Origin of the sequence: Pantoea sp. JZ2 (assembly GCF_035191405.1) — a bacterium.
Taxonomy (GTDB): domain Bacteria; phylum Pseudomonadota; class Gammaproteobacteria; order Enterobacterales; family Enterobacteriaceae; genus Pantoea; species Pantoea stewartii.
The window spans coordinates 18,754-29,602 of the sequence record NZ_CP045250.1 but is presented as its reverse complement, the minus strand read 5'-3'; the positions used below and the strand labels follow the sequence as shown (position 1 = coordinate 29,602).

Here is a 10,849-nt window from a genome sequence, read left to right as displayed (position 1 = left end):
GCTCTCACTTCCGTCAGGTCAATAAGATGGACCGCTGCGCCGGTGTAACCGGAACCGCCTGCGGTGATAACTTCAGGTGTATAGGGATAAACGGTAAGCTCATCGCCACTGTAACTGGCGGCCGCAACAGGAACGGTGCCGGTGCTGTCCAGATTGATGGATAACCCCGTCAGATGACGGCTGACCGGTTTGGCATCGGCAATTAATCGCTCCAGCTCGTTGTACATAGCCTCAGTGATACCGGTTTCCAGCACGCCCACGTCCAGGCGGAACGTGCCCGGCGCTTCGTTGGTGTTCCACCATTCCTTGATGCGAATTAGATAGCCAAGCGGCTCCACCACACGGCGCAGCGATCCAATCGTTCCCTTGTGCTTATGGATGTATTCCGATGCGGCAACCACGCTGCGCTTGGTGCTTTCGCTCCAGCCTGAATCCCAACGGTCAACCGACCAGGCCCAGGCCAGATAAGGCAGCAGCTCGACCGGGCAGGTCTGAGCATTCCACAACATGCGCATCGGCGCAGGGATGGCCTCCAGCGTTGCGCAGGCTTCCGCCGCCGCCACTTCCAGTGCCGAAGATCCGGTGGGCAGCAGGCGTTTACTCATCAGAACCTCCTACCGTGATCTGATAACCGGTGCAGAACGCCGCCTGGGTTTTATCCAGCACCACATCCGCAGTCGGCTGCGCCAGTTCGACACGCTGTACGCCTTCGACGTGCAGGGCGGCGTAAAGCGCAGACTTACGGATATCGCGGCCCAAACGTGCCTGGGTGTTCACGAACGCCTGCAGTTTTGCTTCTGAGGCAGCGCGAATAGGTTCGGCTTCGGGGCCGGGATAGAGGTACAGCGTGGCCTCGACGCGATAATCCACAATCTGAGCCGACTGAACAGTGACGCGGTCGGCGACCGGTCGTACATCTTCATCGTTCAGGGCGGCATCCACGATTGCCAGCAGATCGTTATCCGCCACGCCGTTGCCCTCGCGTGACAGCACGGTAATGGTGACGCTGGCAGGAGACGGACTGATGGCGGAAGCATCGGCGACGCGTCCGTCGGCACTGCGCGCATGAAACTCATAGGCACCCGATGGCCCTGCCACACTCAGCCCCTCAAAGGCGGCAGCAATGCGGGCGCGAAAATCTTCGTCGCGCTCCATTACGGCTTCAACAGGCGGCGTGGCGGTGGGATCTGCAGGGATCAGTACCAGCCGCGTCACGCCGTTATTTGCGCCCAGTTGATCCAGATCGCTGCCGTTGGCCCAGGCAACCATCACCGCCTTTGCCGCCTCGTTAACGCGCTGGCGCAGGATAACTTCCCGGTACGCGTTCTCCTGCAGGAGCTTCACCAGCGGATCCGACTCCAGCGCCAGTACGCGGGCAACCGACGCCTGCTGGTCAGCAGGATAGAGCGAAATCAATGTCGCCTTGCGTTCCGCAAGCAGCGTTTCATAGTCCAGCGTTTCCACCACATTTGGCGCAGGCAGCTGGCTCAGGTCGATAGTAGGCATGGTTCAACTCACAGGGACGGTTAACGAAAAATCCTGCGCGGTATCCGCACGGTTGCCGGTGATTTCCACCACCATCCCGCCGTCAAACGCAGACTCAAAATTGATGCCGGTCAGGCTGATGCGCGGCTCCCACTGCAGCAGCGCCATATAACAGGCCGACATGATTTGCAGACGCAGCGTGTCGTTTTGTGGCTGGTCAATCAGCGCCGACAGTAGCGAGCCATAATCACGGCGCATCACCCGCGACCCGAGTGGCGTGGTCAAAATGTCGCGCACGGATTGTCGGATGTGATCCAGCTCTTCCAGCGTCGTACCCGTTTCGCGGCTCATACCGCTGTAGCGTGCTGTTGTCATAATGGCGCTCCTGTTGTCCCACCGCTGTCGCCCGGATGTTGGTGCGTATGCAGCACTTTGCCATTGGAGGCGAAACTGCCGCCGCTGTGCGATACGTCGCCCTTCATGGTGCCGCCCTGTGTGACTTCCAGCGTGGCGGTTTTGAGTAACGTTGTGCACTCCACCTCGGGCGTATCCAGCAGGATTTTAACGGCCGCCTTGAGAGTGGCAGTCTGGATCCCCTCCGCTTTTAGCGCGCCGGTCTGGGGCTCATATTCAATAACCGCCCCATCGGGAAAGGAGCAGTGCAGCGCATCCGCAGAGGCCGATGGCGCCGGGCTGGCATCCGAAAACACACCGGGCAAAACAAAGCCGCTGTTCAGCTCGCCGCCCAGGCTCATGATCAACACCTGCTCGCCAACCGAAGGGGCATTCCAGGTACGCGTGCGTCCCGCCCGGGCTGTCAGCCAGTGCAGCCAGTCAGTGGTGTTATCACCGGTCTTTACACGGCAGGTGCCCGCCTCCAGATTGACGTCGGAGACAGTACCGATGCGGACCATGTTGCGCAGCAAGCGCTTGATTTCTAATATTTGCTCGTTCATGGCAGTAGTTTCACGTTGCAGGAGAAAAGCAGCAATCGAATGCCGTTTACTCAGAAATGACTAAACAGCGCCTCAGCAAAAGCGGCAGTGGCTATGCCTTCCATTCGCTGACCAGCTTGCCTTTGATATACAACTGCCAGGGCCGCGCATCGTTTTCTGGCAGCGCAGGTTCCGGCAGATGCGTGATGTGTAATCCACCTTCCTGCTGCTCAACCCAGACACGTTCGGTCAGCTGGAGCGTGACCGTCACGGTGTGCTTCCCCTCGCCCGTGGCATCGAGCGTGAAGGTAAAGCCGGTGCGGCGTTTTTCCTCCGACACCATGATGTCGGGCTGGTTTTCCCGCAGCCAGGCCAGCACGGGCACCATGATCAGATCAATATCGTCGGCATACTGAGTAATGACGACAGCCAGCTGAAAGTGGTATTCAAACGACAGCGAGCTGGCGAGGGTGGAGACCAGACTGCCGGACTGAATATCGATGGTCAGGTTGTCAGGATTTTGCTGTAGCAGCGGAACGCTGTTTATCAGCACCTGACGGAGTTGGGTTGCTTTCAACATCATGCTGCTCCTGGCACGCTTTAATCATCTCTACCTGCAACCCGCACGATGCGAGCGCAGCCTCTAACTGGCGGTTATCTGCCGCCAAATCACCCTGCGTTTGCAGGCGGTTCTCCGGGATGGGGCAACTGGTCACGCGTGGACAGCCAGTCCAGATAATCTCGGGCATTGCTGAAGGCGGGACGGCTGTGCAGCCGGATAACGTCAGCAGGCAAAGCAGTCGCACTCCAGGCACGTAAAGCGGGATTCGCATCGGTTTCTCTTCTGATTGTCGTTTCGCGGTTCAGCGCCTGAGCGCTGGCCTGGTTTTGCTGTAGCCGCAGTTCGGCCTCACGTTTTCGGCTGGCCTGACTGTCCCGGTTGAGTTGATCGATGGCCTTCTCCCGGTTGCTCAGGTCGGCGGCCAGCGCCGCGGCCTTGTGCTGTGCCTTGTCCAGCCGCGCCTCGATGACGCTGAGACGCCAGCCGCCGGCCCCCAGTGCCGCAAGTAACGTCACGATCGCAAACACCATCAGTCGCATCATCCTGCCCCCTTCAGGCACCAGGCCATTTCACGCTGGCGACGGTTATCCAGCCCGGCGTTATACGTCCCTTTGACATAGACCCAGCGTCTGAGCTGCAGGCAGGCATCGCGCCAGCGGCCACGGTTAATGAAGCCCGCCAGCGTGGAGTTACAGGCGGCATGTACGCCGACGTTAAAGCCAAAGGACACCACCGCGTCGTAGACCTCGGAGGGCATGTCACGTGTCATGCACTGATCAATGCCGCGCTCAACGCGCATGACGTCATAAACCAGGTTGACTGCCGCCTGGCGCTCGTTCACCACGCTGGCAGGCGTAACACCCTGCGTATGGCCAATGCCATTAGTCCAGACGCCGGCGCTGCACTGATAAGGTGACGTGCGGCACCCTTCGGCATCAGCAATCAGCCAGAGTCCGGCTTCGGAGGTTTTTAGCATCTTGATTTGCGGTAGCAGTGCGGCCATGGCCAGCACGGCGACGACGGCACATCGCTTAGCGGTCTGGCTCAAAATTCAGCCCCTTAACGTTGCGCTGCTGCAGCTCGTAGGTTTTGCGGCGGTAATACCAGTTGATAAAAAAGGTTGCGACATTGATGCACATCGTTAACACAGCAACGCCAGAGCCCACCATAAAAGCGATATCCTGTGGTGTGTGACGTCCAAACCACATCAGGACAATCCCGATGAGGTAATTAATCAGAGAACTGATTTTTTCCATTGGCACTAATCCCACAGATTGAGCGTCTCACCAGTAGCCGCCTGGGGCAGATCCGGTAAGACCACTTTGCATCCGTGCGGTAGGGTTGGGCCTTTTTCTGCCAGGCCAGGATTGGCGGCATAAACCTGTTCAACCGCCTGCTGCGTGCGTCCGTAATAACGCCAGCAAATCTCATCAACCGTTTCTTCCTGTCGTGCATAAATCAGCATTGATTGGCCCCTTATGAGCATAAAAACCATGGTTGGCTGGGCGAAATGTTGTCAGCGGTAGCCTGCATTACCGGCACCGCATCGCCAGGCCATATCTCCTGTCGCAAAAGCAGGTTTCATAAAGCTCAGGCCATGCGGTAAACAGGGGGCATGTGCTCAGCGCGGCCTGCGTTGCCAGCGCGCGACAGGAGTAGTGTCTGCTTCAGCAGCGCATTGCTCAACGCGGGAGCGCCCGCTCAACAGTGAGCGGGCAAAGGCAGTAAAAATGGGATGACTCCGGCTAAAAAAACGGCAGGAAGGAAGAAAAGCGCGCGTTTTAACGATGAGGTTCAACGACCGGAAGAGGCAATAGAACGGGAAAGGAAGGTGCGTGTTTTAGCCGTGATGATCCGCAGGCGGAAGAGTCAGCGAAACGGGAAAGAAAAGTGCGTGTTTTAACGATGAGCGTCTGCGGCCGGACGAAGCAGTGAAACGGGAAAGGAACGTGACAACTGCCTGGCGTTTTTTGTGGCCTGACACGACAGTAAGGAACGCTAAAGACCGATCGAAGTGAAGGTCTGTTTGCCCGGACCGCTGCCCGCGCCTGAGCCCACATCATCCTTTGGGTGGGCTCAGGCGACAGACAACCCGCTGACGTTACAGTGAGAACGCCGGCATCATGGTTTTTTTAAAGGCGTAGCCGAAAAGACAACGGAAAATCGGTTATCGGAAAGGGTGTAGTTAGCTGCGAGTTCAGCAATCAAATTTAACGCAATTTCCCTGTCTCGTTCGCCGCAGGCCCCTTCACTGGTGAGCCTGGCGATAAGCTCAACGCGCTCAAGCATAACTCGCTCATGTAATTCATTTCCCACAATTCCCTCCCCCAAAATAAACACTGTACATACATACAGTATCATAGCATTGATTAACTGTGGAAGCGTTTTAAGATAGTTGGTAAAAAATTATATCATGTTGATAGGCATAAACTTTTATTAACCTTCCCTTAAGACAAACCTTCAGCACTGACCTGCAGAAGCGTAAGAAAAATCAATAGATTTTCCTCTAAATGATGCCAAAAACGTGGCGTGTGTTTCGTCCGGATTTGAAAGCATTTCATGTATGCTCTTCCACACAGAGCGCTACCAGCCATAAATGCAGACACACTTTTGAGCGGATGCGTCTAAAGGCAAGATTGCCATAAAGCCGTCCTTACAAAAGGAGATGGGTAAGCGATACCCCCTACAGCGCAACCATCCACCAGTGCACTTCTGCGAAGGGTGAAAGCGGGAGGGAAAACCTACTGAAAAGATGTTCAGCGTTCCCTTCGCTATCCTGGCATGCTCGATATCCAATACCTGACATAGCGTTGTTGCCAGTTACTTATTTGAATGAATGAGTTGAAATTATGATAAGTAGTATGGCTCAATTATTTAAAACCTTAATCTGCAGCAACATGATGGCTTTTAATTCCCCCTATAATCATCTATCAATACGTTTCATCCTCGGCAGCTAAAAACGAATAATTCTTTTAACGATACTGCCATGTAATTTAATTCCCCAGTCAAAAATTCCATCCGAACATTCTCCGCCTGCATTCTTTATGCATACTACAAAAATTTTATAATCTTGCATATTTAATCAAAAGACCGGCTCACCTTTCAGGCTTTATTAAGTCATCAGATGGAGGCGGCCTGATGGAAGAGCTACTGAATTTTATTTATTACAAGCGTAGCTTGCCCCGTGTTATTGTAACAACCATCGTCAGAAACCCAGGCAATTATTGTTGAGGTTACATCAACGTAAACGCGAACCGGTGTCGATGTAATGCTTTGCCCCCACCGATTAGTTGAATATCCTAAGCCCCCCTGAAGCAGAACAGTATCAATAGCGCAGCCACCGCCCAGATCATTACTGGAACAGCTCATATTGTTATTCGTGATTGAGACATCATAAGTCCCTTTTTGCATCTGGAACTGTGCCGGTTTACCAGCAGCAGCGGTTCCCGGAGGCGATGTGATGCAGTTTTGTAGTGCATTGATATTAATGCTTGTTGCTGCCTGACTTGACAGCGCTATAAAAGCAGTAAAAGCGACCAACGTTTTCTTTGCGTTCATAATTCTTACTCCTGAAAACAATGTAATTGAGAAAATCCAGTACCGGTTGAATACATTCCATTTGGATAAACATGACTTGAAAAGACGAAAAATTAACCAGCAGTACTCTTGAAGATACGGAAATTCATCCGTGTTCTGGTGTCACGATGCTGTCCCACTAAAAAAAAACGTTAAGTCCCCAAATACATTTCGATAATTTAAAGAGATACCTTATTGCCCATCCAGTTTCATGTCACGTGGACTCAACAGCAATCGTATACCGTTTACTCAGCAATACCTAAACAGCACGTCACGCTAAGATAAATGTAAATTTTTATCTCTTGGCTCGGCTGCAAGGATTTAAAAGCAGTCAGTCCTTTTCGATATTCGTGAGAGTTCTACTTTATTTTCATACGGCAACAATGTCGGTCTGGCTTTTTCAAAGCCCGTTAAGTACTCGGACAGGAATAGCCTGTAAAACGAAGAGTATTCATCATTATCTAAACCTTTTTGCTGAAATTTTCGGCATTCGATAGTGTAAATCCCGCTGCCGTGGCAATTATTAAAAGGCATTGCTGGCATATGCGTACAGTTATTAACAGAACTCCAAGACCGCAACGCCGGCTGCGGTTTTTGGCCGCCCTCTTCTTCAGCGCGTTTAGGCACAACTTTCCATGTTTTCAGCCGGGTCAACACGGGCACGCCGGGCCCTGTCGCCGTGGCATAAACACCTTTAATCGACTGCGTTTCCTCGCCAAAGGCATTACAATTTTCATCGGGCTGATACCAGACACGCACGGTAAGTGCGTCACGTTTAACGAAGGGGCCGCCCTGCGCATCGGTGTACGCAGCCCATTGACCGGCATCAGCCGCAGCATGTACGGCAGCAAACGCCTCGCCCGCACCATGAGCGCTTTGCAGATCAGCCAGGCGGCGCAGTTCGCGATAAACCGTGACGGGAGCACCGCCGATAAACTGAAACTGGCGGATGCGCCAGCGGGCCGCCCAGGCCGAGACGGCCATCGCCGTTTCCTTCAGCGGCTTTCCGCTTTCATGATCCCGCTCGCCTTCGAGCGCATAACCATCAATGTTTTTTGCTACGTATTTAGCGATATAGCCTGTCGCGCTGCCTTTGCTGGGTCAATGGCTTCCGCATGAAAACGCGCTTTGCGTGCGCGGGCGCTGTTCAGCTCATCGCTGTCCTGCTGGCAGGCATAATCACGCAGGATCTCACTTACCCGACTGACGTCCTCAGGGCGCATAAACATCAACATATGCCAGTGCGGTGTACCATCGTGATGAGGCTCAGCAACGCGCAGACCAAAAATACTGATGTTATTTCGATGCAGTTTGGCACGGACTCGCTGCCAGAGCGTGCAAAGATAGCGCTGCGTGTCCGCCGGGCTGGCCCCGTTCCATTTCGCATTGCGGTGGCCCGTTTGCAAGGTGGCGTGATAGCGAGAGGGGGCGGTTAAAGTATAAAACTCCGCCCGGAAGCCCATATTTTGACAAAGGGTTTCAAAGCCACGAATGCGTGTCATGAGTTCCGCACGACGAATGGCTGGATTGGCCACACTGCCGTCATATTTTTCGATCAGGCTGATGCGGTTCCCCTCCTCATCTTCCAGATCCATACTCTGCAGGAAGTCACGAGTGCGTCGACGCTGTTCCCGCCATTCCGCGACCGCCATCGGGCTGCATAAGGTGACCGCTTTTTGCTGACGTTGGCTAAGGCAATATGCAGATGTTCTCGCCAGAAGGCGCTGAGACGACGCAACTGTCCTTTCCACCATTTCTCTGCTGCATACGCAGGATGGCGGCGGTAACATCGTCGGGACAGAAGAAGCGAGTACTGACCGTTTCCCAGAGCGGTGGTGTTGTCCCAGTTCACGGGTGATGATAGCCGCGGTTGTGTAGAGTGATGGACATAACGGTAATCCGCCCTCTCACTGATGCTGGCATGCAACTGCACCAGTTCTGCATGAATAAAGCTGGCAATATCGCCCGCGAGTAAATCAACATCAGCACGGACATATCCGGCAGGCGGTTAAACCGCTTCATCAGTTCCCACAATGTGCCGGCCGCTCTGGCTGCACCTTGCGGGCACGACAGCGTTCGGGATAGCTGCGCCACGATGCCGGGACGCATGGCATGCAACTGGTAGCGCTGGTTGACTGACTCAACACGCGGTAATGTACGCTCAACAAAGGTTTTTGCTAAGTACGCATTAGCCCGGGCTGTGCCCTGTTGCTTTTCAAGTAACGCCATGCGACGCCGGACGTCCAGTTGCACCATCCTGGCCTGGGCATTAAGGGTTTTCTGCCCATGCAGCCACGCCGCAATCAGGCGATCGCGGTGTTGCTGCTGGTCATAAGTGGGATACGGGCTGGCAATCGCCAGCCGGGGGGCATTCCAGGGGTAAGCAAAAGTCATCATCGCGCCTGTCCGTGGTGAAGACGTGTGCGTAACTCGCAGACTTCCTGACAGGACAGGCAGCGGTGACACCCTGAACGGCGCGACGGCGCGCCTCGGGAATCGGTGCATCACACTCTTCACAAACGAAGCGCTGATTGCCACGGGCCGTTGCGTGACCTGGGCAATATTGTGCGCCAGGATTTCTTCGCTGCGCTGCTGCGCGACATCAATGGTATCGGCCATCAGCGCAGCGCTCCTGATTCGTTTTCATAACGTTCAGCTTCGTTGCGCAGCAGTTCCGCAGCCTCAATGCCGTTTAATGTCTGACGCGTAATATGCGCCGCCATAACATTCAGCCGTCTGGCGACCGCCAGTGCGCAGGCTTTTCTTTCGTTATCAAGCAGTTTGTTAAGGGTAAAGGTAGTGGCGTCATTCAGTGAAATGGGTTTCGTTGTTCATCATTTCTCTCCAGATTTTGGGCAAAGTCATGCCCGACGGGTTTACGTCATTGCGTTACGATTAGGTGGTTTATTCAGGCAAAAAGCAGTCCGCCGTTGAGAACTGTCGCGGCAATATCTTTCCCCAGCGCGCCAGCTTGTTCATCGCCATGATGATGCTTCACGACGTAACTGATCGAAACACTCGAAAGGTTTGCCAATATCTTCCTGCCTGAAACTGCCGGGCCAGTCACGATTGACCAGCGTTAAAACACAGAATTTGAAATCGTCATTTTGGTGATTGAAGTACCGCAGCGCAGGGTTACGGTTGCTGTCGCGCAGCAAACGCCAGCGCTGACGAAATTCATCAAAGGTCATCTTTTCGCTGCTGCCGTTGTCAAAACGCGCTTCAGCATGCGAAGCGGATAGCGGGCTTTTTATCTGGACGGTGCGACTCATTGTTTCCTCTTGATAAAGTTTGCATCGGGTTTGACTGACCAGTCGCCACCGTCACTGACATCATGGTGTCTGTACCTGATGACGGATTCGCGCCTGTCTCATCGCTGGCTTTTGTTAAGCATTAAGCGAAACGGTAATAAAACTGGCCTCAGTGTCAGCACGACAAGGCGTTAAACCACTTTCACTCACATCTTGCGTGCAATCGCGGCTTACCGACACAATCGCCCGTGTTGCCTTATCTCACCGGTGCTGACCGTTACACGCAGACAGGTGAGCGACGCGATAAGGTTCCGGCATGACGATTGTAAAAATGGGCCTCATCAGGCAAAATCTTTCGTTATCTGATAAAGCCGCCTGCTGCTGCATCAATCAAAGGCTAACTAAAACCGGAGGATACTTAGACTAAATCTAAGTGTCAATGAAAATGAGCGTTTATACTAATTTCAAATTTCCGAACTCGAGCGCTGAAGCTCTGGATCGCGTTGTCGATGCCTATGGCTTTACCATGAAAATGCAGCTTGCAGATCACCTTGGAATTGCCGCAAGCAGCCTGTCTGCACGCTATAAACGTGATGTTTTTCCGTCAGATATCGTTTTGCAGTGCGTTATGGAAACGGGGGCGGACTTGCAATGGTTGATTACGGGTAAAGGAAGTAAGTTCTCAGAAAGCAAACCTGACACACCGACACTGATTAGAAAAAAACTAATCAGCGGAAAAATCGAGGATGCGGGTTATGTGATGCTGGATAAAGCCTTATATGCGCCCCTGAAGCAGGAACCGCGCAACGCTTTTTTACTGTTGGCCGAAACCACGCAATACATCATCGATACTGACTTCGAAGATATGCATGGCGGCGTCTGGTTGGTCGAAATCGAAGGCACAGCCAGCGTCAGAACGCTGACGCGTATTCCGGTCAGGAAAGTCCACGTCAGCGGGATTGGCGTGGCCTTTGATTGTGGGATTGATGACATCAAACTGATTGGCCGGGTTGTTCTGACCATTCAGTGACAGGCCTGAT

General features: G+C 53.6%; 14 protein-coding genes and 5 pseudogenes. 1 reads left to right on the top strand and 18 read right to left on the bottom strand.

Annotated features, from left to right (window positions below; genetic code table 11):
* Positions 1 to 17: 17 nt before the first annotated feature.
* From GC087_RS24860 to GC087_RS24995, 18 genes and pseudogenes are all read right to left on the bottom strand, one after another.
* Positions 18 to 605: pseudogene (locus GC087_RS24860) on the bottom strand (phage tail protein I); the annotation flags it as partial.
* On the bottom strand, positions 598 to 1,506 hold the full coding sequence (locus GC087_RS25065; RefSeq protein WP_205958853.1) for a baseplate assembly protein: 909 nt from the start codon (positions 1,504 to 1,506) through the stop codon (positions 598 to 600). The gene GC087_RS25065 and the pseudogene GC087_RS24860, both read right to left, overlap by 8 nt.
* 3 nt (positions 1,507 to 1,509) lie before the next feature.
* The gene (locus GC087_RS25060) at positions 1,510 to 1,860 is read right to left on the bottom strand and encodes a GPW/gp25 family protein (protein ID WP_172913629.1); all 351 of its coding nucleotides are present in this window, start codon (positions 1,858 to 1,860) and stop codon (positions 1,510 to 1,512) included.
* Positions 1,857 to 2,441: a phage baseplate assembly protein V gene (locus tag GC087_RS25055; RefSeq protein WP_033739923.1), complete on the bottom strand. Its 585-nt coding sequence runs from the start codon at positions 2,439 to 2,441 to the stop codon at positions 1,857 to 1,859. Before GC087_RS25055 ends, GC087_RS25060 begins: the two co-directional genes overlap by 4 nt.
* 91 nt (positions 2,442 to 2,532) lie before the next feature.
* Positions 2,533 to 3,003 carry a phage tail protein gene (locus GC087_RS25050; RefSeq protein ID WP_080752832.1) on the bottom strand — a complete coding sequence of 157 codons (471 nt, stop codon included), beginning with the start codon at positions 3,001 to 3,003 and terminating at the stop codon, positions 2,533 to 2,535.
* Positions 2,933 to 3,208, bottom strand: a complete 276-nt coding sequence (gene lysC, locus GC087_RS25045) for an Rz1-like lysis system protein LysC (RefSeq protein WP_226374589.1) — start codon at positions 3,206 to 3,208, stop codon at positions 2,933 to 2,935. Before lysC ends, GC087_RS25050 begins: the two co-directional genes overlap by 71 nt.
* Complete coding sequence (gene lysB / locus GC087_RS25040) at positions 3,090 to 3,524, bottom strand: Rz-like lysis system protein LysB (protein WP_033739927.1); 435 nt, start codon at positions 3,522 to 3,524, stop codon at positions 3,090 to 3,092. Before lysB ends, lysC begins: the two co-directional genes overlap by 119 nt.
* Positions 3,521 to 4,030 carry a lysozyme gene (locus GC087_RS25035; protein WP_324029598.1) on the bottom strand — a complete coding sequence of 170 codons (510 nt, stop codon included), beginning with the start codon at positions 4,028 to 4,030 and terminating at the stop codon, positions 3,521 to 3,523. The genes lysB and GC087_RS25035 overlap by 4 nt, the downstream gene beginning before the upstream one ends.
* Positions 4,014 to 4,238, bottom strand: coding sequence for an HP1 family phage holin (locus GC087_RS25030; protein WP_033739930.1), 225 nt, complete (start codon positions 4,236 to 4,238; stop codon positions 4,014 to 4,016). Before GC087_RS25030 ends, GC087_RS25035 begins: the two co-directional genes overlap by 17 nt.
* A gap of 5 nt (positions 4,239 to 4,243) precedes the next feature.
* Complete coding sequence (locus tag GC087_RS25025; protein WP_033739932.1) at positions 4,244 to 4,447, bottom strand: tail protein X; 204 nt, start codon at positions 4,445 to 4,447, stop codon at positions 4,244 to 4,246.
* A gap of 656 nt (positions 4,448 to 5,103) precedes the next feature.
* On the bottom strand, positions 5,104 to 5,271 hold the full coding sequence (locus tag GC087_RS25020) for a hypothetical protein (RefSeq protein ID WP_226374750.1): 168 nt from the start codon (positions 5,269 to 5,271) through the stop codon (positions 5,104 to 5,106).
* Between the two features lie 858 nt (positions 5,272 to 6,129).
* On the bottom strand, positions 6,130 to 6,540 hold the full coding sequence (locus GC087_RS25015; protein WP_033739934.1) for a hypothetical protein: 411 nt from the start codon (positions 6,538 to 6,540) through the stop codon (positions 6,130 to 6,132).
* A 339-nt stretch (positions 6,541 to 6,879) separates the two neighbouring features.
* Positions 6,880 to 7,542, bottom strand: a complete 663-nt coding sequence (locus tag GC087_RS25935) for a hypothetical protein (RefSeq protein WP_416383449.1) — start codon at positions 7,540 to 7,542, stop codon at positions 6,880 to 6,882.
* A gap of 74 nt (positions 7,543 to 7,616) precedes the next feature.
* Positions 7,617 to 8,410, bottom strand: a pseudogene (locus tag GC087_RS25930) (replication endonuclease).
* Positions 8,407 to 8,955 carry a hypothetical protein gene (locus GC087_RS25925; RefSeq protein WP_416383448.1) on the bottom strand — a complete coding sequence of 183 codons (549 nt, stop codon included), beginning with the start codon at positions 8,953 to 8,955 and terminating at the stop codon, positions 8,407 to 8,409. Before GC087_RS25925 ends, GC087_RS25930 begins: the two are co-directional and overlap by 4 nt.
* Positions 8,952 to 9,177 (bottom strand): annotated as a pseudogene (locus GC087_RS25920) (TraR/DksA C4-type zinc finger protein). The gene GC087_RS25925 and the pseudogene GC087_RS25920 overlap by 4 nt, the downstream one beginning before the upstream one ends.
* A pseudogene (locus tag GC087_RS25000) lies at positions 9,177 to 9,396 on the bottom strand (DUF2732 family protein). The pseudogenes GC087_RS25920 and GC087_RS25000 overlap by 1 nt, the downstream one beginning before the upstream one ends.
* Before the next feature lie 66 nt (positions 9,397 to 9,462).
* A pseudogene (locus GC087_RS24995) lies at positions 9,463 to 9,830 on the bottom strand (hypothetical protein).
* A gap of 424 nt (positions 9,831 to 10,254) precedes the next feature.
* Here GC087_RS24995 and GC087_RS24990 point away from each other — a divergent pair.
* A complete protein-coding gene (locus tag GC087_RS24990) occupies positions 10,255 to 10,839 on the top strand; it encodes a phage repressor protein CI (protein ID WP_324029595.1) in 585 nt (194 codons plus the stop codon).
* Positions 10,840 to 10,849 lie beyond the last annotated feature (10 nt).